The sequence below is a fragment of the Micromonospora sp. WMMD1155 genome (assembly GCF_029581275.1).
Taxonomy (GTDB): domain Bacteria; phylum Actinomycetota; class Actinomycetes; order Mycobacteriales; family Micromonosporaceae; genus Micromonospora.
Map to the genome: position 1 here is coordinate 651,561 of NZ_CP120742.1, position 22,036 is coordinate 673,596.

Annotated in this window: 19 protein-coding genes; 10 read left to right on the forward strand and 9 right to left on the reverse strand. The window is 72.2% G+C overall.

What is annotated here, in order from left to right:
• The first annotated feature begins 1 nt into the window (after window position 1).
• Window positions 2-685 carry a hypothetical protein gene (locus tag O7617_RS02700; protein ID WP_282261267.1) on the forward strand — a complete coding sequence of 228 codons (684 nt, stop codon included), beginning with the start codon at window positions 2-4 and terminating at the stop codon, window positions 683-685.
• 286 nt (window positions 686-971) lie between these two features.
• Here O7617_RS02700 and O7617_RS02705 read toward each other — a convergent pair whose 3' ends face one another.
• Together O7617_RS02705 and O7617_RS02710 are read right to left on the reverse strand one after the other, a co-directional pair.
• Window positions 972-3,635 (reverse strand): LuxR family transcriptional regulator, encoded by a 2,664-nt coding sequence (locus O7617_RS02705; RefSeq protein ID WP_282261268.1) that lies wholly within the window; start codon window positions 3,633-3,635, stop codon window positions 972-974.
• A 111-nt stretch (window positions 3,636-3,746) separates the two neighbouring features.
• On the reverse strand, window positions 3,747-4,826 hold the full coding sequence (locus O7617_RS02710) for an NYN domain-containing protein (RefSeq protein ID WP_282261270.1): 1,080 nt from the start codon (window positions 4,824-4,826) through the stop codon (window positions 3,747-3,749).
• Between the two features lie 219 nt (window positions 4,827-5,045).
• Here O7617_RS02710 and O7617_RS02715 point away from each other — a divergent pair, with 219 nt between their 5' ends.
• Window positions 5,046-7,082 carry a glycosyl hydrolase family 28-related protein gene (locus tag O7617_RS02715; protein WP_282261272.1) on the forward strand — a complete coding sequence of 679 codons (2,037 nt, stop codon included), beginning with the start codon at window positions 5,046-5,048 and terminating at the stop codon, window positions 7,080-7,082.
• A 52-nt stretch (window positions 7,083-7,134) separates the two neighbouring features.
• On the opposite strand, the gene O7617_RS02720 is transcribed toward O7617_RS02715, so the two are convergent.
• The 4 genes from O7617_RS02720 to O7617_RS02735 form a co-directional block, all read right to left on the reverse strand.
• Entirely contained in the window at window positions 7,135-7,791 is a 657-nt protein-coding gene (locus tag O7617_RS02720) for a hypothetical protein (RefSeq protein ID WP_282261273.1), read from the reverse strand.
• 179 nt (window positions 7,792-7,970) lie between these two features.
• Window positions 7,971-9,062 carry an SRPBCC domain-containing protein gene (locus O7617_RS02725; protein WP_282261274.1) on the reverse strand — a complete coding sequence of 364 codons (1,092 nt, stop codon included), beginning with the start codon at window positions 9,060-9,062 and terminating at the stop codon, window positions 7,971-7,973.
• A gap of 67 nt (window positions 9,063-9,129) precedes the next feature.
• On the reverse strand, window positions 9,130-10,179 hold the full coding sequence (locus tag O7617_RS02730) for a nitronate monooxygenase (RefSeq protein ID WP_282261275.1): 1,050 nt from the start codon (window positions 10,177-10,179) through the stop codon (window positions 9,130-9,132).
• Between the two features lie 30 nt (window positions 10,180-10,209).
• Window positions 10,210-11,319 (reverse strand): hypothetical protein, encoded by a 1,110-nt coding sequence (locus tag O7617_RS02735; protein WP_282261276.1) that lies wholly within the window; start codon window positions 11,317-11,319, stop codon window positions 10,210-10,212.
• A gap of 357 nt (window positions 11,320-11,676) precedes the next feature.
• On the opposite strand from O7617_RS02735, the gene O7617_RS02740 reads away from it, so the two are divergent.
• Window positions 11,677-12,429 (forward strand): hypothetical protein, encoded by a 753-nt coding sequence (locus O7617_RS02740; RefSeq protein WP_282261277.1) that lies wholly within the window; start codon window positions 11,677-11,679, stop codon window positions 12,427-12,429.
• A gap of 45 nt (window positions 12,430-12,474) precedes the next feature.
• Window positions 12,475-12,747: a hypothetical protein gene (locus O7617_RS02745; RefSeq protein WP_282261278.1), complete on the forward strand. Its 273-nt coding sequence runs from the start codon at window positions 12,475-12,477 to the stop codon at window positions 12,745-12,747.
• 58 nt (window positions 12,748-12,805) lie between these two features.
• On the opposite strand, the gene O7617_RS02750 is transcribed toward O7617_RS02745, so the two are convergent.
• Window positions 12,806-13,378 (reverse strand): TetR/AcrR family transcriptional regulator, encoded by a 573-nt coding sequence (locus O7617_RS02750; RefSeq protein WP_282261280.1) that lies wholly within the window; start codon window positions 13,376-13,378, stop codon window positions 12,806-12,808.
• 85 nt (window positions 13,379-13,463) lie between these two features.
• Between O7617_RS02750 and O7617_RS02755 the strand changes: the two genes are divergently transcribed.
• Both O7617_RS02755 and O7617_RS02760 read left to right on the forward strand, forming a co-directional pair.
• Window positions 13,464-14,438: an NAD-dependent epimerase/dehydratase family protein gene (locus O7617_RS02755; protein WP_282261282.1), complete on the forward strand. Its 975-nt coding sequence runs from the start codon at window positions 13,464-13,466 to the stop codon at window positions 14,436-14,438.
• Between the two features lie 50 nt (window positions 14,439-14,488).
• Window positions 14,489-15,304: an alpha/beta hydrolase gene (locus tag O7617_RS02760; protein ID WP_282261283.1), complete on the forward strand. Its 816-nt coding sequence runs from the start codon at window positions 14,489-14,491 to the stop codon at window positions 15,302-15,304.
• A gap of 9 nt (window positions 15,305-15,313) precedes the next feature.
• Here O7617_RS02760 and O7617_RS02765 read toward each other — a convergent pair whose 3' ends face one another.
• Window positions 15,314-16,582, reverse strand: a complete 1,269-nt coding sequence (locus O7617_RS02765) for an Nramp family divalent metal transporter (RefSeq protein WP_282261284.1) — start codon at window positions 16,580-16,582, stop codon at window positions 15,314-15,316.
• Window positions 16,583-16,813: 231 nt separating this feature from the next.
• Between O7617_RS02765 and O7617_RS02770 the strand changes: the two genes are divergently transcribed.
• Genes O7617_RS02770 through O7617_RS02780 form a run of 3 tightly spaced genes read left to right on the forward strand, consistent with a single transcriptional unit; the run spans window position 16,814 to window position 19,118 of the window.
• On the forward strand, window positions 16,814-17,221 hold the full coding sequence (locus tag O7617_RS02770) for a GntR family transcriptional regulator (RefSeq protein WP_269680165.1): 408 nt from the start codon (window positions 16,814-16,816) through the stop codon (window positions 17,219-17,221).
• Window positions 17,222-17,241: 20 nt separating this feature from the next.
• Complete coding sequence (locus O7617_RS02775) at window positions 17,242-18,132, forward strand: ABC transporter ATP-binding protein (protein WP_282261287.1); 891 nt, start codon at window positions 17,242-17,244, stop codon at window positions 18,130-18,132.
• Complete coding sequence (locus O7617_RS02780) at window positions 18,129-19,118, forward strand: transporter (protein WP_282261289.1); 990 nt, start codon at window positions 18,129-18,131, stop codon at window positions 19,116-19,118. The genes O7617_RS02775 and O7617_RS02780 overlap by 4 nt, the downstream gene beginning before the upstream one ends.
• 55 nt (window positions 19,119-19,173) lie before the next feature.
• On the opposite strand, the gene O7617_RS02785 is transcribed toward O7617_RS02780, so the two are convergent.
• On the reverse strand, window positions 19,174-20,262 hold the full coding sequence (locus tag O7617_RS02785; protein ID WP_282261291.1) for a crosslink repair DNA glycosylase YcaQ family protein: 1,089 nt from the start codon (window positions 20,260-20,262) through the stop codon (window positions 19,174-19,176).
• A gap of 161 nt (window positions 20,263-20,423) precedes the next feature.
• Between O7617_RS02785 and O7617_RS02790 the strand changes: the two genes are divergently transcribed.
• Complete coding sequence (locus tag O7617_RS02790) at window positions 20,424-22,034, forward strand: hypothetical protein (protein WP_282261292.1); 1,611 nt, start codon at window positions 20,424-20,426, stop codon at window positions 22,032-22,034.
• The last annotated feature ends 2 nt before the right edge of the window (window positions 22,035-22,036 follow it).

Genomic DNA, 22,036 nt, shown 5'->3' on the forward strand with positions numbered 1-22,036 from the left:
GGTGGGCGGGTCGGTCGGATCGGTCGGCTCGGTGGGTGACGCCGACTCGCTGGGAGACGCCGAATCCGATGGCGAGGCGCTGCCCGACGGCGACGTGCTCTCCGACGGGGAGGCACTGCCGGACGGGGACGCACTGTCCGAGGGCGAGGCACTGTCCGAGGGCGAGGCACTGTCGGAAGGCGACGCGCTGTCCGACGGCGAAGCGCTGTCCGACGGCGACGCGCTGTCCGACGGCGAAGCGCTGTCCGACGGCGACGCGCTGTCCGACGGCGAAGCGCTGTCCGACGGCGACGCGCTGTCCGACGGCGAAGCACTGTCCGACGGCGACGCGCTCCCGGACGGCGAGGACGTACCCGAGGGCGAGGCCGAGCCGGACGGCGAGGCACTGTCGGAGGGGCAGGGCGATCCCGTGGGCGACGCGGTTCCGGTGGGCGACGCGGTCGAGGTGGGCGCTGTCGCTGTCGCTCCGGGTGCCCGCTGCACCACCGGATCGGCCGTCACCGGCGGACGGGTTTCCCGGGTCGGCGACGTCGAGGCCGACGGCGATTCCGTCGGGTCCGGGCAGTCGGCGGTGGTGGCGGCAGCCTGGGTACGGATCTGCGCGAGCCGCGCCTCGACCTCGGCGGGGAGTTTCCCGCCTGGCTTGACGCACGGGTCGAGCAGCCAGGTCGTGCCCTCCAACTGACGGGTGCACGGCGGCGCCTCGTACGACACCGGCTCGGGCTTCGCCGCAGCGGAGGTGGGCGGGGCGCCGCCGGCCACGGTGGCGACCGCCGTGGTGACCGCCACGACCATCACCGCCACAGCGGCGGCGAAGAGGGCATTGTGGGTGTGGACTGACCTGGTGGGTCGCGGTCCTGGCGGTCCGCTCGGATCCAGTTGGCTCATGCCGTCCTCCAGGGACTGAAGTGCACCGGTGGGTGTTACCGCACGGTAGGCATGCGTCCGGTAACCCGGTAGATCAGTCGTCCTTACCTACTGTGGACGGTCGAGTGCGACGGGTGACCTGCCACCGCCGCAGGCTGGTCGTGGCCGAGCACGACCGCCAACTCCTTCCGGTTGCGGACACCGAGCTTGGTGAAGACCCGGGCCAGGTTGTTGTTGACGGTGTTGACGGACAGTCCGAGCCGGTCGGCGATGCTGCGGCTGGGCAGCGTCACGGCGAGCATGGCCACGTCCCGCTCCCGACGGGTGAGACTCGCCTGCTCGACACCGGGAGTGTCGGCGGCAAGCAGTGGCGTGCGCACGGACCGGCATTCCCGGGCCAGCGTCGCGGCCCGTTGGGCCACCGCCACCCGTGGTCGGCCGTGCCGGGCATACGCACGCGAAGCCGCACCGAGCACCTCAGCCGCGAGCAGGGTGTGGCCGCAGGCGACGAGGTCGTCAGCGGCCGTCTCCAGTGTCGGCCCGTCATCGCTGGCCAGACCGTCAGCCGCGCTGGCCAGCGTGGCCGCGATTCCGCCGATCCGGTCGGCAAGGTCGACCAGCCGGTCCCGCACCGGCTCCGGCTCGCCGAACCGGGCGCACTCGTAGAGCGCCACCGCCTCGATGGTCGGCTGCTCACTGTCCCGGGCCAGGTCGGCGGCGTTGCGGGCGGTTCGGATCGCGGCGGTGAGATCGCCCTGGGCCACCTCCACCCAGGCCCGGTTCAGTTCCACCCAGGGGTGGAAGACTCGGTTGGCGGCTCGGGCCCGTGCGTCGGCCGCCGCCAGCCACCGGCGTGCTCCCGGCAGGTCACCGGCGAGGGCACGGACGCCGGCCAGCTCGGCCCAGTAGGTGCGCACCAGGTGGTACTGGTCGTTCTCCTCCACCAACGCGATGGCCTCCCGCAGGTCCGCCTCGGCGGCGTCGAGCCGGCCCTGTGTCTTGCCGATGATCCCTCGGAACCCCGCCCAGACGGCGACCATCCCTCGCGCGTCGCTGGCCACGGCGTCGCGATAGCCCTGGTCGGCCAGCTCGGCCGCCCCGGTCAGCTGTCCGGCGGCGTAACGGGCGTAGCAGAGCCCCAGGCCGACCTGGGCCTCGTTCCACGGCAGCCGCTCCGGCTCGGCGGCGAGCACCGCCCGGCCCTGCTCGGCCAGTTCCGCGGCGAGGCCGAGTCGGCCGAGCATCCCGGCCGCCGACGCCGCCCCCATTGTCGCCCAGCTCGCGGCACGGACGCCGGTGTCGGATCGGTTCAACACGGCCTGGCCCACCGTCAGCGCCGCCTCGCACCGCCCGTCGTAGAACAGCACCCACGAACGGGTGGCCTCGGTGAGGTCGTGGCCCGGTGCGCCTTCCGGCACCATCAGCAGCGTCTCGTGTGCCTCGTCGATGCGATCGAGCCCCCAGTAGAGCAGCCCGGCCCTGGTGATCGCCCAGATCGCCAGCCGCTTGCTGCCCGACGGCGGGGTCGGCGGGAGCATGTCGAACGCCTCCTGGCTCCGTGCCTGGTACTGCAGGACCCGGGCCAGCAGCCACTGCGCCTCCCAGCCCTGCCCCGCGTCGTACGCCGTGCGGACCAACCGCTCGGCCAGGTCGATGTCGAACCGTTCGAGCGCCTGCCGAGCGGCGGCCAGCGCGATGCCCGGGTGACGAACCGTTCCGGAGCGCAGTTGCCACACCCCGGCGACCAGCGCGTCGTCGCGGCGGCGCAGCGGCATGCTGGCCAGTACGTCGACGAGCTGCCCGAAGACCGTGCGGGCGCGGCTGGCCGGCATGCTGGCCCGTAGCGCTTCACCGTAGAGCGGGTGGGCCATGCGCAGGGCCGTCCGAGCTCCGGAGCGTTCCGCTACCGCCATGCCGCTCCGCTCGGCGGCCTCGATGGCGGCCGGGTCGGTACACCGTTCCAGCAGGGCCAGGGGCAGTGGTTCACCGCAGGCCACCACCTCGAGCACCCGCCGGGCGGCGGGTTCCAGTGCCCGCAGCCGGGCACTGACCAGCTCGGCCAGCCGAGGGCTGCCCGACGCGGTACCGCGCCAACGCCAGACTCCGCGAGACTCGCTCAACCCACCGGTGTCCATCGCGTCGGCGAGCAGCTCCCGGAGCAGCAGCGGATTCCCGTCGGCGAGGTGCGTCAGCCGACGACGGCTGATCGCGTCGAGCGGGCCGGGTGCCGCCTCGTCGAGCAGGTGCTCCACAGCGGTTGCCGGCAGAGGGCGCACGTCCAGTCGTCGGCCCGATCCGGCCCACAACGAGGTGAGGGCGTCGGAGAGCGGTTCACCGGCCCGGACCGTCGCCACCGCGACCGCCAACCCGTGCACCGCGAGTTGGTGCAGCAGCCCGGCCGAGGGTTCGTCCAGCAGGTGCGCGTCGTCGATGCCGATCACCACCGGCCGGTCGCCGGTCCGGCGGGCGAAGTCCCGCTCCACGCTGACCACCAATCCCACCGGATCGGCACGGGGACGGGTCGGCGCGGGTATCAGATGGGAGACGGCACCGAACGGGATGGACCGCGCCGCACCGGTCGCCGACACCCAGTGGCACTCCACGCCGTCGTCGGCGGCGCGGGCCAACGCCTCGCGCAGCAGGCGCGTCTTGCCCACCCCGGCGTCGCCGACCAGCACCAGCCCCGGCAGGCGCGCCGACACGACGTCCTCGATGGTCTTCAGCTCGTCGTCGCGCCCGACGAGTGTCCATTCGCCACGTCCCGACATGCCGACCCTCACCTCGCCCTCGGGACAGCCCTACCGCCCACCCTATGGGTAGGTCCGGCGCTTCCGCTCGACAGCGGTCGATGGCCGGCGAGGGCTGTCACGGGTCGACCGTCACCCCCGGGTGGTCAGGAGGTAGTCGTCGGCCTCGGGGCTCCAACGCAGGTCCAGCACGCCGGCGGTGGCAGCGGCCTTGCAGAACTGCAGGAAGCTGCGGTAGCCGAGCTTCTTCTCGCTGAAGTCCGGGCGGGCCCGGCGCACCTGGTTCTTCAAGCCGGACAACGCCACCGGGTTGCCGCCACTGCCCAGGTCCGCCACGACGCCCCGGAGCAGGCCGAACGCCACCTCGCGATCGCCGTGCTCGGGCAGCGAGACCTCGGGGTCGCCCTTGGCCGGGCCCTCGGCCAGCTCGACGACCGTGCGCTCGGCGAGGTGGCGCAGCAGCTCGCCGAAGGTACGGAAGCCGTAGTCCGACTCGCTGAACGTCGGGTCCTTGCGGAGCAGGGTGCGCTTGAGCCGGGATGCGGTGACCTCGCCGTTGGCGCTGCCCTGCAACCCGGCCACCGTCTGGGCGACCAGCACGGCGAGGGTGTCCACGTCCCGGCCGGGCTCCTCACCGGCGGGTCGCCGGTCCACCTCGGGCTCGGGCTCGGGCGGTCGCTGGTCGACGCCGGCCTGCCGGGCGGGATGGGCCCGCTGGCCACGGGTCGGCGGGATGTCCACGCCCTCCAGCCGGTCGTAGTAGAGGAACTCGTCGCAGGCCGGCGGGAGCAGCGCCGACGTGGATCCCTCGACCCCGACGCCGATGACCCGTTTGTTCAGCTCGCGCAGCTTGTGCACCAGCGGCGTGAAGTCGCTGTCCCCACTGCAGATCACGAAGGTGGAGATGTAGTCGCGCTCGAACGCCAACTCGATGGCGTCGACCGCCATCTTGATGTCCGCGGCGTTCTTGCGGGAGGCGCCCATCCGTTGCGGAATCTCGATCAGTTCGACGTGTGACCGGGTGAGCATGCGACGGTCCTCGTCGAAGTACGACCAGTCCGCGTACGCCCGGCGGACCACCACCCGGCCTCGTTCGGCCAGCGCGTCGGCGATGGGCCGAAAGTCGAAGTCCGCGCCGCCACGGTGATCGCGCGCGCCCAGCGCGAGGTTCTCGTAGTCGAGGAACAGGGCGATCCGGTCTTCTTGATCCACGGGAGTCAGCCTACGCCCGGCGTGAGCTGGTCGAGGCAGACGACACACGACACCTCAACTCGACGTCCGTCCATTTCTTGCGGCCTGATCGTCGCTTCTTTTCGTTGTTTGCTCGCTGCCTTGCAGCGTGGTGTTTAGTGCTGACATCATGGCGATCGATGTCGGGCGTCGGGGGCGCCGGGCGGACCTCCCACCACCATCCACCCAGGAGGGTCACCGATGTTTCGGATCATCATGCCGGTGCGGGGACGCCCCGGCCGGCCGGCCGCCACCGTGACGGCGCTCGCGGCCGGCCTCACCCTGCTGGTCGTCGCTCCCACAGTGGCCGTCGCCGGCCCGAGCGGCACCCCCGGCGCGACACCCGTCGTCACCCGCGCCGCCCTCGACCCGGCGTTGGTCGCCGGGCGCGGCGCGAACGTCGGCTTCGTCGAGCAGGAAGCCGAGAACGCCCGCACCAACGGCGAGGTCATCGGCCCCGACCGGACCGCCTACACCCTGCCGTCGGAAGCCTCCGGCCGCCGGGCGGTCCGGCTCACCCCCGGGGAGTACGTGGAGTTCGTCCTGCCCAGCGCCGCCAACGGGATCACCGTGCGGTACAGCATCCCGGACGCGCCGCGAGGCGGCGGGATCACCGCGCCGCTGCGGGTCGCGGTGAACGGCAAGCACGTGCGCACCATGACGCTCACCTCGCAGTACTCGTGGCTCTACAACCAGTACCCGTTCACCAACGACCCGCAGGCGGGTCTGCTGCACCCGGACTGGTGGATCACCGAGTGCCAGTGCGTACCGGCGGCCACCACGCCGTACCCGAGCATCAGCAAGCCCTTCCGGCCCACCCACTTCTACGACGAGCAGCGACTCCTGCTCGGGCGCACCTACCGGGCCGGCGACCGGATCCGGCTCACCGCGCCACCCGGCAGCACGGCCGCCTGGACGGTCATCGACCTGCTCGACTCCGAACTGGTCGCCCCGCCGCACGTCCGGCTGCTCGCGGCGAACGTCCTCGCGTTCGGCGCCGACCCGACCGGCCGCCGGGACTCCGCCGACGCCCTGGACAAGGCCATCGCCTTCGCCCGGCGCGCCCACCTGAAGGTCTACCTCCCGCCGGGCACCTACCAGGTCAACCGGCACATCATCGTCGACGACGTGACGATCGAGGGTGCCGGCAACTGGCACACCGTCATCAAGGGCCGTGAGGTCGCCCTGCCGACGCCCGCCCCGGACGGCTCGGTGCACACCGGCGTCGGGTTCTACGGGCGGGACGCCGCCGACGGCGGCAGTCGCAACGTCCACCTCTCCGGCTTCGCCATCGAGGGAGACGTCCGGGAACGCATCGACACCGACCAGGTCAACGCGATCGGTGGCGCGATGAGTGACTCGACGATCGACGGGCTCTACCTGCACCACACCAAGGTGGGTGTGTGGTTCGACGGGCCCATGCGCAACGTCTGGGTCACCAACTCCATCATCGTCGACCAGATCGCCGACGCGTTGAACTTCCACACCGGCGTGACCGACTCCGTGGTCGCCCACAACTTCGTCCGCAACACCGGTGACGACGGCCTGGCCATGTGGTCGGAGAAGACGGCGAACGCGCGCAACACCTTCGACCACAACACCGTGCAGTCGCCGACCCTGGCCAACGGCATCGCCATCTACGGCGGCACCGACACCACCGTCTCGCGCAACCTCGTCGCCGACCCGGTCCGCGAGGGCAGCGGCATCCACGCCGGATCCCGCTTCGGGGCGGAGCCGTTCACCGGGCACCTGCGGATCACCGACAACACCACCGCCCGCGCCGGCACGTACGAGCTGAACTGGAACATCGGACTGGGCGCGATCTGGATCTTCGCGTTGGACCGCAGCATCGACGCGGCCATCCAGGTGACCGGCGACGCGTACCTCGACAACACGTACAACGCGATCATGCTGGTCAGCGACTGGCCGGTGAAGGACCTCTACTCGATCACCAACGTCCAGTTCCGGGACATCCGGGTCGACGGCACCGGCACCTCGGTGGTCAGCGCCCGCGCGGCCGGGTCCGCCTCGTTCGCCAACGTGGACGCGCGCAACGTCGGCGCGGTAGGCGTCAACAACTGCGGGTCGTTCCACTTCACCCCGGCCGGATCGGAGTTCACGGTGACCGACCTCGGCGGCAACGACGGCGGTTGGCTCGCTCCGTGGCTGCTGCCCAACACCATCACCTGCGACGACCGGCCGCCCGTGTCGCCGCCCCCGCCTCCGGCCCGGTGGTGAACGCGGTGGGCGGCCCGACCCTCTCGGGCCGCCCACCGCAGCCGAAGACAGGTCAGCGCAGCGTGGCGTACGCCAGCGGCACCGTGGTCGGCTGACCGTCCCAGCTACCGGCCAGCACGGCCCCCGCCAACCCGTCGGACCCGGTGCCCGGTCGTCGGACGACGACCAGCTCGACGGCCTCGGTGTCGAGGACCGTGCGGTCCTCGTCGACCACCCGACGCACGGCGCCGATCGCGGGCACCTCCGCCACGCCGACGCCGTCGACGACGACGGTCACCGTCGGCTCACGCACCTCACGCCGGCCGTCGACCTCGAAGTACTGCTCGGCCTGACCGGCGCCGGTGAGAATCGCGTGGGCGAGCGCGGTGACGTAGATCGGGTCGCCGCAGCCGTCGTACACCCAGCGGGGGCCGAGCACCGAATGCTCGGTGGTGCCGACCAACCAGTCCTCGGCCCCGTCCAGCGGCGCGGCGCGGTAGGTGAGCGGGACCTGGTGGACCGGCCCGTCGGCGGTGCCGACCAGCATCGTCTCGATGCCGACCTCACCGGCCGGGTCGTCGAAACGGTAGGCGCCCCGGCTCACCACCTCGGCGCCGGTCAGTGTGCCGGAGGCCCCCACGGGCCCGGTGAACCACTGTTGGTCCGGCAGCCAGGCCGCCAGCAGGTCGAGTTTCGTAGGGCGCAGTGTGGCCCGGTGCAGCAGTGCCATGACCGCAGCCTAAGGCCTGTTTCATGAGGGCGGTCGAGCCGAGGCGGAGTCCGGGCGGCGATCCGGCAAGGCGCGGTTCCGCCCGGATACGACATCGGTACCCGGACGAAACCGCAATGCCGCCGGGCGTCGTCCGGGCCCGCCGCAGGCCGGCCAGGTCTTGTGAAACAGGCCTTACGTCAGAGGCCGGCGCACGGGTTGCCGCCCACCGTGCAGCTCTCCGGCTCCCGCGCCTTGGGCCGGTTGTCGCGTACGTCGAAGCGGAACGTCTGCGAACCGCCCGCCGGCAGGGCCGCGCCGGTGAAGGTGATCGACCTGCCGTCCTGCCGCGACTCCGCGCCCTCGACGTCGTCGACGATGCTGCCGTCGGCGAAGGTGACCACCACGGCCCAACCTCCCACCGGAGTGGCCGCGGGGTTGCCGACCACCACTTCACCGGTGTAGCCGAACAGCCGGCTGGAGTCGGTCTCGTAGCGGGCGGTCAGCGGCGGAGGGGGTGATGGCACCGCTGACGTGGCGGTCGGTGTCGGCTTCACCGACGGGGTCCGACTCGGACGGACAGTCGGCGACGTGGCCGTGCGCGACGGGCGTACGGAGGTCGTCGCGCGTGGGGTGGTGGCGACCGCGACGGCCGTCACGGACGGCGACGGCGAGGGGGTGGCCGGAGGCGCGGCGCTCTGCTTCCCGCCGACCGGCAACGCCACCCACGCCGCCGACCCTCCGACGACAGCCAGCCCGACCAGCACGGCGGCCACCGTCAGGCGACGCCGACGGGCGCGGGCCGGCCCGTTGCGGGACGCGCCGACCAGCGGCAGTTCGGCGGTCATCCCGCCGTCGCCGCGCCGCAGGTCGACCTGCTGGAAGGCGAGCCAGTCGAGGATGGCCGGCAGTCGTACGGTCAGCGCCTGCCGGAGTTGCTGCTCGCGTGGCTTCTGCTGCTCGACGGACCACCCGCCGTGCGTGGTGACCTCCCGCACCTCCAGCCGGCAGCCCTGCGTCGTGGCCGTGACGTCACAGGTCACCTCGCTGAGCCGGCCGGCCTCGTCGCAGGCCAGCACGAGACGTTCCGGCTCCTCCCGGTCGGTCACCTCGACCTCGACGTCGGCCCCGAAGCCGGGCAACCCGGCGGTGTGCAGCACCAGCCGATCCGGTACGCCCTCGGACGTCTCGGCCTCGGCGAACCACCGGCCGAGCAGTTCCCGATCGGTCAATGCGAGCCAGACCCGCTCGGGCGGGTGGGACAGGTCGACCTGCGCGCCGATCTCGATCACGGCGAGACTCTAACGGGTCTCCGGCCCGCCCTGCCCCGCCCGCCCGGGCCGGTGGTCGGCAACCAGGTCAGCCCCGACGGTTCGACCGCTCGACCACGGCGGCGAGGGCCGCCCGGGCACCGGCGCTCACCTCGGCGACGACCTCGGCCGCCGGCAGGTCCCGGGCCAGCGCGTGCGCCTGTCCGGCCCACGCGTTGGCGACCGACGCGTCGCCGTCGCGCCGGGCGGCGGCGAGCAGCGGACGCGTCAGGTGCAGCACCTGTGGGTAACCGGCCGGTGCCGCCGCGTCGTGCCGACGCAGGAAGTCGTTGGCCACACCCCGGGCCCGCTTGCCGGTGAACGCCCGGGTCAACGCGGTCGGCGCGGTACCGGCCACCGCCTCCCGGTGCATCGGTGAACTGCCCGCCTCCGGGCACCGCAGGAAGGCCGTGCCGAGTTGGGCGGCGGTGGCGCCGGCGACCAGCGCGGCGGCCAGCGCGGGGCCGTCGACGATGCCCCCCGCCGCCACCAGCGGCCGGTCGCAGCGGGCGGCGGTCAGCCGCAGCAACGGCAGCAGCGCGTAGTCGTCGTCGTCCGGCAGGCCGCCCCGGTGCCCACCGGCCTCGGTGCCCTGCACCACCACCGCGTCCACACCGAGGTCGGCGGCGGCTGTGGCGGCTTCCGGGCGGGTGACCGTGGCCCACACCTCGGTTCCCCGCTCCCGCAGGGCGGTCACCGCCGCCCGGTCGGGCAGCCCGAACACGAAGGACACCACCGGGACCGGGTCCGCGAGCAGGGCGGCCAGCTTCTCCGGGTACGCGTCGTCGCCGCCCACCGGATCGCCCAGGGTGACGCCGCGCTGGGCGGCCTGCGGGGCGAGCCGTTCGGCGTACGCCCGGACGGCGGCCTCGTCGACGCCGCCCGGATCGGGCAGGAAGAGGTTGACCCCGAACGGCCGGTCGGTACGGGCGCGGACCTCGGCGACGTCGGCGACCAGCCGGTCGGTGTCGATCATCCCGGCGGCCAGGAAGCCCAGCCCCCCGGCCGCCGAGACGGCGGCCGCGAGCGCGGGCGTGGACGGGCCTCCCGCCATCGGCGCGGCGATGATCGGGTGACGCAACGTGGACAGGGTGGACATGGGCCCATCCTGCCGCACCGCCCCGTCCGCTCAGTGGCGTGCGGTGTGCCTCCACCGCAGCAGACCGGCCAGCCCGAGCAGGGCCAGCAGTGTCCCGGCGCCGACGACCAGCGGCCAGGTGCGGCCGCCCAGGCCGACGGTGTCCTCGGCGATGGGACGCACGAAGGTGGGCGCCACCGGGCCGGTGGAGGCCGTCGGGCCCGTGGTCGGGGTCGTCTCGGCGGTGGCCGGGTAGCGCAGGACCGTCGGGCGCGTACCCGGGGGTTGGTCGGCGGATTCGGAGACGGTGAGCAGCGACCCGCCGTCGCGGCTGTAGGTGATCGACTCGCCCTGGGGCTCGTCCGGCAACGGGGTGGTCCGGGGGGTGCCGGAGGTCAACGCCTTGACCACGTCGCCGTCGGGGACGTCGTACTCGAAGGCGTCGGCGTAGCTGCGCAGCACCACGCGACGCCCGTCCGGCGCGCTGGCCGCACCGGTGACCACACCCCGCCCGAGGAACGAGAACGGGTTGCTGGTGGTGGTCGTCGGCAGGGTCACCTGGCCGGCCAGGGCCAGCGTCGTCGTCGCCCCCGGCCGCAGCGCGGTGGTCGGCCGGTACAGGAAGACGGTGCCGCTGCCGCCCTTGGTGATGATCAGCGGTTGGCCGTCCGCGTCGAGCAGCAACGCCTCGGCGTCGTGCGGGCGGTCCGGGTACGTCATCCGGTGCAGCACCGGCTGCTCCGTTCCCGGCGCGAGCCGCCACACGCCGACCGTCGTCCGGGAACGGTCGTTGTCGCCGATGTCGGCGACCCAGACGGTGCCGTCCCGGCCGACGGCCAGGTCCTCGGTGTCCCGGGGCCGGGACGGGTAGGAGACCGCCCGGACCACGGCGCACCGCTGGTCGAGGAAGAAGATCCGACGACGGGTCTCGTCGTCGGCGCCGTCGTTGACGACCACGTACCCGTCGTCGGTCGCCACCATCCCGGAGATCTCGCGGAGCCGGTTGTCGCGGATCTGGCACACCGGCGCACCGACCGCCGCCGCGACCGCCGCCCCCGGTGTCAGCACCGCCATCGGTACGACCACACCGGTGAGCAGAGCCCCCAGCGTCGCCCCCACCCGGGCACGCCGTCCCCCGCTCGACCGCCCGCGTACCCGCATCGCCACTCCTCCTCGTCGTCGCGGCCATGCCCCGGCCACCCGTCCATCCTGTCCGATCCCGGCCACGGACGGCGGTAGTCACGGGTACGCGTCCACCCCGGTGGTCGATGTACCGTCGCTCCGCCCCGTTCGCGACCGGAAGGATGATCATGCCCGGGACCGACACCTCGGCGGCCCGCCCGTTCGGGCGGCGGCTGCTCCACCGGCTGGGCCGTCCGAGCAGGGGCGCGGCTGTCGCCTGGGTGCCGCTCGCCGCGATCGTCTGTGGCCTCTTCACCGGCGCGCTGGCCAGCCGGGCCGCCTGGGATTCGTCCCGGCCGCAGCCCGACCCGAGCCGAGGCCGCCGCCATCCTGACCATGGTCTTTCCCGGTCACGACGTCGGCGAGATCGACACCCCGCCCGCGCTCTTCGTCGTCTACCGGCACGCGCTGCGGCTGGGCACCGTGAAGACCCTGGTGCTCGGCGACCGCGGTGCATACCAGGAGAGCGCCACCAGCGCCGCCGCCTTCGGCCCGCCACCGGTGCCCGCCGAGCAGATCGTCGCGGTGGCCCGGGACCGCCTCACCGGCGCCGGTTGGACGGTGTACGACCCGCAGGTGGCCGAGCGCATCAGCTGCGCGGACAAGATGTGCGCCACCCGGCTGGCGATCACCGACACCACGCTGGTCGCTCGACGCGGCGACACCATCCTGAACGCCTCGATCTCGTCGCAGACCGCCGCCGACGCCGCCTACCTGGCGGTCGAGCTGCACCGCGCGCCACCGCCGCTGGTGGTGCCCGCCGGGGTGCTCGGCACGCTGCTGGGAGCGGTGGCCGGGTGGTGGGTCTTCGGCTGGACCAGCCGCCGCTCCGCACAGCGCGGCGCCGCCGTGAGCATCCTGCTGGGTGTGGCCGTGGTGCTGTGGTGGCTGCCGGTGCTGCTGGCCGTACCGTCGCTGCTGCATCACCACCTCGGCGAGCCGCACCCGGCCTGGCACCCGTTCTGGGAGTGGCTCGGTCAACCGGCCGCCTCATTGCTCTTCCTGGTCGGCTCGGTGTGCGCGCTGCTGGGGCTGGGACTGGCCGCCGGGACAGGCCGGGACAGGCGTGCGGACGACCACCGCGGGTAGGCAGCGACCCGGTGGCATGCCGACAACCGTCGCGAGGAGGCTCCGATGAGCACGTACCGGGATGATCAGGGCGACACGTTCCCTCCTCCGGAGGCGGACGCCCAGGAGCAACGGCAGAGCGCTGTCGACTACGGGCCGCCGGACCGGGCGTCGGGTGACGTCGACCCCGAGGCGTCCGAGGCGGACCTGGCCGAGCAGGGCGCCCTGCCGGGGGGCGTACTCGAAGACGTGACGTCGCTGCCGGCCGACGCGAACCCGGCGGACGCCCTCGAACAGCGTCAGGCGATCCCGACGCGCGACGAGGGCCGCCGGACTTAGTGCGTGAGGTCGTGGATCCCTCGGGGTCGGCCGGGTTGGTTCTCGATCCCCGTGGCGCTCAGCGGGCCCGCATCCCGTTCAGTACGACATCGAGGTAGTGACGGCCGGCTGCGGCTTGCTCTTGTGCATCGGCGGCGGGATGCATCCTGGCCGAGAAGGCGATGCCACACATCAGTGGCGTCATGTCGGCGAGCGTGATGCCGGGCGCCAGCAGCCCTGCCGCCCTGACCCGAGCGAACAGTTCGCCGAACAGCGAGGACAACTCATCGAGCAGGTGCGCTGTGCCCGGCAGGGTGGCCGTGGGCGTGGACAGCACCGAGGACAGGGCGTCGTCGAGTAGTTGCGCGTCCACGACGCTGACCAGGAAATCATGAAAAGCAGCCCAGGGGTCGTCCTGCTGCACGGCCCGTTCGGCGGCCTGGATCAGCGTCTCGAGTCCGTCCACCGACACCGCCTCGACCAGTGCCTGAGGCGTCGGGAAGTGCCGGTACACCGTGGCGACCCCGACGCCGGCCGCGCGGGCCACCTCGTTCAGCTGAATCGGGGTGCCGTCCGCGACCAGCTGCCGGCCGATCTCGATGATCCGCTGGCGGTTGCGTACTGCGTCCCTGCGGAGCGGCGAAGCGGTCACTCCTCCAGCATAAGCGGATAAGGGCTCCACTTGCCCCGCCTGGAGCCCGCGGCCCTGGAACGGGCGGCTCCGGACGATGAAACGGATGATCCATCCGGTTCGTGCTACGGTTGGCAAACGGATACTTCATCCGTTTCATTGTTCACTCGGCTCTGGAGAGACCATGCAGATCCTCATCACCGGCGGCACCGGCTACCTGGGCTCGGTGCTCGTCGAACACTTCATGGCGGCAGGCCACGACGTAGTAGCGCTGACCCGGTCCCCGGAGTCAGCAGCCAAGGCGACAGAGGCGGGCGCGGTTCCTCTGCTCGGCGACCTGACCGACACCGCGCTCCTGGAGAAGGCCGCGACGGAGGCTGATGCGGTGGTGCACACCGCGGTCGACTATTTCGGTGGCGAGGACGCGGTCAGGGCGGAGGCCGCCGCCGTGGAGGCGCTGACCCGTGGGGCGGGCAAGGCGGGCACCGGCAAGCCGTTCCTCTACACCAGCACGAATCTGGTCTACGGGCTCGACCCCACCCATTCCCGGGACGAAGACGCAGAACTGCCGGAGCCGGGCCTGCAGCCGTTCAAGCTCGTCGGCGAGCGACTGGTGCGCGAGGCGGCGGGCCTGACCGGCATCATCATCCGCGCGGGTCTGGTCTACGGTCGAGGCGGCTCCCTCCTGCTGACCAGTCTGATCGATGCCGCGACCAGTTCGGGCACGGCCACCTACATCGACGCCGGCGACAACGAGTGGACCCCGGTGCACGTGGACGATCTCGCCCGCCTGTACCTGACGGCCCTGGAGCGCCCGGTGGCGGGCACCTACGACGCGGCCGGACCGCGACAGTTCACCTTCCGCGAACTCGCCGAGGCGATCGCGGACCTGACCGGAACCACCGCGACCTCGATCACCGCCGAACAGGCCGAGAGCGCCATGGGGCCGATGGCCGCGTTGCTCCGATCCTCGGCGCGCATCACCTCCCTCAAGGCGCGCACCACGTTCGGCTGGAGCACCGGCGGTCCCGCCCTGCCGGACGACGTGCGCTCCGGCTCGTACCAGGTCGTGAACCCGTGAGCCCCAGCCTGACCAGCAGAACCGTTGTCGGTCTGCTGCGCGTGGCAGGAGTGCGGAAGCGACAGTTCAAGCCCAGCCGGTTCCTCGCCGAAGTGACCAACCCGGCCCCGCCGCGTCTGCCGGGTGTCACGGTCCGGCGGGAAGAGTTCGACGGCTGGACCGTCTATCGGCTGACGCCCGCCAATCCGGTGCAGCACTACGCCGTCTACATCCACGGCGGCGCCTGGGCCGCCCCCATCACCAGGCAGCACTGGAGGCTGGCCGCCCGGATCGCCGTCGAATCCGGCCGCGAAGTCGTCCTGCCCCTGTACCCGCGCCTGCCCACCGCCACCCACGCCGACGTCCTTCCGGTCATGCTGCGCCTGTCCCAGCACGTCCAGAAGCAGGGACCGACCGCCCTGATCGGTGATTCAGCGGGCGGGACCATCGCCTTGTCCGTGCTGCAGGCCCTGACCCCGCACCACCGGCGGCCGGATATCACCGTCCTGATCTCACCCGCCCTCGATCTGACCTTCACCAATCCGAAGATCGCCGACATCGCACCTCACGATCCGTTGCTGAATCTCGAACACATCCGAGTTCTCGCGGCCCGCTGGGCAGTTCCCGCCGATCCTTCGCACCCGCAGGTCAGTCCGCTGAGCGGCCACCTGGACGACCTCGGACTCGTCCACGTGTACGCCGGCACACGCGATGTCCTCTTCCCCGATGCCGTCCTGCTCCGGGACCGGGCCGAAGAGGTGGCCGGGACCGATCTCCACCTGCACGTCGGCGAGGGGATGATCCACGACTGGCCGATCATGCCGACCCCTGAGGGTCGTCGGACGGTCGGAGACATCATCGCCCTGCTGCGCGGCGGGCACGCATGATCGGCCGGGTCACCCGGCGACGACCTGCCAGAGCAGGAAGGCGTTCAGCGCGACCACCAGGACCGCCACCAGGGACGCGGCGGCCGTGGTGAGCGGGTGGTTGACCAGGTTGCCCATCAGGTCCCGACGGCGGGTGAAGGCGACCACCGGGATGAGCGCGAACGGGATGCCGAAGCTGAGGACGACCTGGGACAGCACCAGCGCCCGGGTGGGGTCGAGGCCGATGGCGAGCACGGCGAGCGCGGGCACCAGGGTGACCAGTCGGCGCAGCAGCAGCGGAATCCGCCGCCGCAGGAAGCCCTCCATGATCACCTCACCGGCGTAGGTCCCGACGCTCGTGGAGGCCAGCCCGGAGACCAGCAGGGCGATGGCGAAACCGAACGCCGCCGCGGTGCCGATGGTCTGGCCGAGCCCGGCGTGCACACCCTCCAGGGTGTCCGCGCCGCCCGGCCCGCCGCCCCGGAAGCTCGCCGCGGCGATCAGCAGCATCGCGAGGTTGACCGCGCCGGCCGCGCTCAGGGCGAGCAGCACGTCGGTGCGTTGACCACGGAACAGGATCCGACGCTCGGTGTCGTCGGTGGCGGGGATGCGGTCGCGGGTCAGCGCGGAGTGCACGTAGATGACGTGCGGCATGACCGTGGCACCGAGGATTCCGGCAGCCAGCAGCACGCTGTCGGTGCCCTGGAGCCGAGGGACCAGGCCGGCCACGGCGGAGCCCGGGTCGGAGCCGGCGGCGAGCAGGTTCGCCGCGAAGGCCAGGACGATGACGCCCAGCCCCACGGCGATGGCGACCTCGAAGGCGCGGAAGCCCCGCGAGCGCAGCGCCAGCACGGCGAACGCGGTGGCGCCGATGATGATCCCGCCGGGCAGCAGAGGGATGCCGAAGAGCAGGTACAGGGCGACCGCACCACCGATGACCTCGGCCAGGTCGGTGGCCATGGCGACCAGTTCGGCCTGCACCCACATGGCCTTGTTGAGTGGCTTCGGCAGGCGTTCCCGGCACAGCTCGGGCAGGCTGCGACCGGTGGCGAGGCCCAGCTTCGCGGTGAGCGTCTGCACCAGCATCGCCATCAGGTTGGCCACCACCACGACCCAGACGAGCAGGTAGCCGTAGCGGGCACCGGCGGCGGAGTTGGTGGCGAAGTTGCCCGGGTCGACGTAGGCGACCGCGGCGACGAACGCCGGGCCGAGCAGGATCAGCCGCCCGCGTACCCGCCCGCGGGCGCGGGCCACCTGCAGTGGCGTAGCCCTCGGCGTCGTCAGTTCGTTGGCGACCATCGCACACCTCCCCTTCCACCTGGGTTGCTGCCGGTTCCCTTCCCAAGCGGTTGACCCGTCGGTGCCAACCTCTGGCCTGCCGGTGCCACCAGGTCGGACACGCCGGGCAGCCGCCCGTGACGCGCCGTCGCGGGCAGGACGGGCACCGCGCCGCCCTTGACAGCAGTCACCCCGCCGGTGAAGCTGTCTATTAGTCCTACTGTCGTAGGACAACAGGAAGGATCATCGCGAGTGATCGAGTTCGTACTGGACAGCCGGTCGAAGGTGAACACCTACATGCAGCTCGTGCAGCAGGTGAAACAGGCGCTGCGGGTCGGTCTGCTGACACCGGGCGACCAGTTGCCGAAGGTCCGGGACGTCGCGCAATCCCTGGCGATCAACCCGAACACGGTGCTGAAGGCGTACCGGGAGCTGGAGATCGAGGGTCTGGTCGGCGGCCGACCCGGGGTGGGCACGTTCGTCCAGCGCACCCTTGCCGGCGCGTCCCTGCCCAACCAGGCCGAGCTACGCGACGACCTGGTCGCCTGGCTGCACCGGGCGCAGACCGCCGGCCTCACCGCCGAGGACGTCATCGCCCTGGTGGAGACCACACTGCGCGCCACCCTCGCCGACGACACCCCGCAGAAGGAACCCGCATGAGCGCAACGAGAGGACAGAGAATGGACCATGTCTTGGAGGCAGACCGGCTGGGCAAGCGGTACGGCAGCACCTGGGCGTTGCGGGACTGCTCACTGCGCCTGCCGGCCGGCCGGATCGCCGCGTTGGTCGGGCCAAACGGCGCGGGCAAGAGCACGCTGTTGCACCTGGCCGTCGGGCTGCTCAAGCCCGACGCGGGCACGGTACGGGTGTTCGATCGGTCGCCGTACGGCGACACGGACGGCCTCGCCGACATCGGCTTCGTCGCCCAGGACACCCCGCTCTACCGGGACTTCACGGCGTCCGAGCTGGTCGTGGCCGGCGGCAAGCTGAACAAGCGGTGGGACGCACCGCTGGCCCGCACCCGGTTGGCGCAGCTCGGCATCCCACCGGACCGACCCGTTGGCAAACTCTCCGGCGGGCAACGGGCCCAGGTGGCGCTGGCCCTGGCGCTGGCCAAGCAGCCCCGGTTGCTGCTGCTCGACGAGCCGGTCGCCAGCCTCGACCCGCTGGCCCGGCGTGAGTTCCTCCAGTCGCTGATGGGCAGCGTCGCGGATTCCGGGACCACCGTCCTGCTCTCCTCGCACCTGCTGGCCGATCTGGAGCGCGTCTGCGACTACCTGATCGTGCTGAACGCCGCCAAAGTGCAGCTCACCGGCTCGGTCGACGACCTGGTCGCCGAGCACCGCCAACTGGTCGGCCCACGGCACGACGGCGGCCCGATCGGGGGCGTCGCCGCCGTCGTCCGGGCCAGCCACACCGACCGGCAGTCGACACTGCTGGTCCGCACCGACGGGCCGGTCACCGATCCGGCCTGGACGATCCGCGAGGTGAGCCTGGAGGACGTCGTCCTGGCCTACCTCGCCGAGGGCACCGCGCAGACCAGTCACAGCGAGTGGGGGGTAGCAGCATGATCTGGTTGACCTGGCGGCAACACCGCAAGCAGGCCCTCTTCACACTGCTGGCGTTCGCCGTGCTCGCGGCCGCACTGGTGCCGATCGGCCTGTCGATGCGGAACACCTTCGCCGACCTCGGGCTGACGGACTGCGTGAGTCAGCTCGCCCGTGCCGACGTGGCCACGACGACCCGCGAGACATGCGACGCGGGCTTCCACCGCTTCAGCAACCAGTACGGCAGCCTCAACCTGCTGGCCGTCCTGCTGATCACCCTGCCGGTGCTGGTCGGCCTGTTCTGGGGCGCCCCGCTGGTCGCCCGGGAGGTGGAGCAGGGCACGCACCGCTTCGTCTGGACCCAGGGCGTCGGCCGTACCCGGTGGGCGCTGACGAAGTTCGGACTGGTCGGCGCCGCTGTGCTGCTCCTCGCGATCGGCTACGGGCTGGGCATGTCGTGGTGGGTGGAGCCGCTGACCCAGGCCGCTCAGGAGGGTCGCCTCGGCCTGATCGTCTTCGATCTGCAGGGCATCGTCCCGATCGGCTACACGCTCTTCGCCGTGGCGCTGGGCGTCTTCGCCGGCACCGTCTGGAAGCGGATGCTGCCCGCCATGGGCATCACCCTCGCCGGGTTCATCGGTGTACGGGCGGCGGTGGAGATCCTGGCCCGGCCGCACTACCAGGCCGCCCGCACCAAGACCTTCCCGATCGAGGGGGACGAAGCACGGGAGACCAGCCGGGGGGACTGGATCCTCGCCCAGGGGGTCCGGAACCCGGACGGGACGATGATCGCGGAGGACACCCGGATCCAGTGCCCGCCGGGCGGGAAGGGGCCGGACGGTCGGGTCTGCGGCGCCGAACTGGGCCTCGAACCGGGCGCGTACAACTGGCAGCTCTACCAGCCGGCCGACCGGTTCTGGCTGTTCCAGGGCATCGAGACGGGCATCTTCGTCGCCCTCGCCCTGCTGCTGCTCTACCTGGCCGTGCGCCGGGTGCGCCGGATCGCCTAGCCGAGAGGTGGACGACGGGTGCTCGTCGGGGAGCCGGGGCCTCGGCGAGCACCCGTCAGCGCAGACCCTCCGGGGTCAGCGAGAGCCAGGACGCCAGCTCGCGCAGCTCGTCGTGCACGGCACGGCTCACCTGTGGCGTGAAGGGCACGTCCTCGTGCACGGCGTGCACGGTGAACGTGCCGCGCCGACGGTCGGCCGTGGCGTCCACCTTTCCGACCAGCCGGTCGCCGTGCAGGATCGGCAACGCGAAGTAGCCCCACCGCCTGTTCGCCTTCGGCTTGTACATCTCCAGCACGTACTCGTACTCGAAGATCTCTTCGAGGCGGACCCGGTCGTGCACCAGGCGGTCGAACGGCGACAACAACGCCGTACGCCCGGTGAACGGCTGCCCGAGCGCGGCCGGGTCCACCCGCCAGACCCCCCGGACTCCCTCCACCACCGCCGGCTCACCGGCGTCGCCGACCTCCGCCGGCTCGCCCGGCAGGACGGGTGTCTTCGCCCGGGCGATGCCCAGCGCGCGCAGTCGGCGCTCGTTGCGGACCCGCAGCGCCTGATCCAGCGGCAGGACGGGGATGCCGGCCGGATAGACGCGCTCGGCGACGTCCCACAGCCGTTGCCGGCCCTGGCGACCGGCGATCGCGACCTCGCCACGGGCGACCAGGAACTCCAGCATCTGGGTGACGTTGCGGTTGTCGGTCCACCCCGACGACGGCCAGGGCACCGCGCAGGTGTCCGGGATGTCGCGGGACAGCAGTGGCCCGGAGCGACCGAGCAGGTCGAGCACGTCCCGCCGGAACGCGTCGTTCGCGCGCAGCCACTCGCGGTGCCGCTCGTGAGCGGGCCAGGCGGCCATCGCCGCGAGGTAGAGCCCCAGGTCGTCCATCGGTCGCAGCATGGCCTGGTGCTCGAAGAGCGTCCGGTCCCGTTCGAGGGCGTGACGCAACTGCGCGGGCTGGTACGACGAGCCGAGCCGGCTCCAACAGACCAGGTCCGCGCTCGGCGCGACAGCAGCCGTGGGGTCGATCTGCACCAGCGTCAGCCGCCGCACCACGGTCAGCAGGTCGGTCGGGCGCGGGTCGGCCAACAGCTGGGCCCGCACGGCGATCCGTCGTGCCTGCGCGCGATCGAGCTGGTGCACACCCACGTCGGTGAGCCTAACGCCGGGCACCGACACGCTGCTGACCAGCGCAGTCGGATTCCGGCCCGTCGCCAACGCGACTGAACGCGTCGACGCGGTCACGATCGGTGCTCCGATGTGGACCGCAGGGCCCGCGTCCGGCGGGCCGCAGCGATGGGAGCGTACGCGTGAAGTCCAGAGTCCTCCGTCGGGTCGCCGCGTCAGCCGTGGCGCTCGCCTGCGCCGTGCTGGGAGCGGTGGCACTGCCGGCCGCCCCGGCGGCCGCCAACCCGATCCGCAACGCCACCCCGTGGTCGGTGCTGCTGTGCAAGTTCAGCGACAAGCCGGCGGAGCCCAAAACGCCGACGCACTTCGCCGACTTCCTCACGGCGACCGGCGTCGACACCGGCGGCGTGGCGGACTACCTGGCCGACCAGTCCGGCGGACGGGTGTCGCTGGCCGGCTCGGTGGTCCGGGGGTGGTACACGATGCCGTACACCCTGGCGCAGTTCGGTTCGATCGACCGGTGGACCCGCACCCAGCGTTGCGTGGACACCGCGGCGGCCGCCGGCTACGTGGTGCCCGCGGGCAACCGGATCGCGGTCATGCTCAACGACTGGGTGGACTCCGGTGCGGCCGGTGGCCGGGTGCTGCTCGACCCGGGCGCCTGGAACGTCGGCTTCGCCGCGCACGAGATGCTGCACGGCTACAACCTGGGCCACTCGTTCTCCAACGACACCACCTACCAGAACGCGCCGTGGTCCCAGCCGGGCGAGTACGACGACCCGTGGGACGAGATGAGCGCGATGCACATCTACGCCTTCGGCACCGCGAACTACGGCACCAGCGCGGTCGGGCTCAACGGCCCCAACCGTGACGAGTTGGGCTGGCTGCCGAAGAACCGCATCTTCACCATGGCCGCCGACGGGGTCGGCTCGCGCACCCTCACCCTGGCCCCGCTGGAGGTGCCCGCCGCCAGCGGCCCGCAGCTGATCCGGATTCCGTTCGACCCGGCCGACCTGTTCCATTACTACACGGTCGAGTTCCGCCGGAAGACCGGCTGGAGCGCCGGCATCCCGGCCGACACGGTGCTGCTGCACGAGGTCCGCAACGGCACGCCCACCCTGCTGCGTACCGGCCCCGGCGGCGGTCCGGCCCAGTCGCTCAACGCGGGCGGCGTGCAGATCGGCGTGAACTGGCTCTCCGGCAACGCCGCCTCGGTGACCGTGACCACCGACGTGGTCAACCGCTGCCTCCAAGGGTACGTCTGGCGCGAGGCCCGCGCGGGCGACCTGGTCTGCGTCACCGGCGCCACCCGCAGCCAGGTGTGGACGGACAACGCCGCCGCACCGAGCCGCTGGGTGAACGGCCCGTACGGCCCGCACACCTGCGTCTCCGGTTACGTGTGGCGCGAGGCGTACGCCGGGGACGACGTGTGCGTCACCGGGGCGCAACGCACCCAGGCCGCCGCCGACAACGCCGCCGCCGCGTCCCGTCGCAACCCGGCCCGGCTGGTGTCCGGCCCGAACACCTGCGTCAGCGGGTACGTGTGGCGCGACGCCGACCAGTCCGACTATGTCTGTGTGACCGGCACGACGCGATCCCAGGTGCTCGCGGACAACACGGTCGCCGCGAGTCGCTGGGTCAGTGGCCCGTACGGCCCGCACACCTGCGTCGCCGGCTACGTGTGGCGCGAGGCGTTCATCGGGGACGACGTGTGCGTCACCGGAGCGCAACGCTCCCAGGCCGCCGCCGACAACGCCGCCGGTCCCGGCCGGGTGCTGCGTCCCGGCGGCTGACC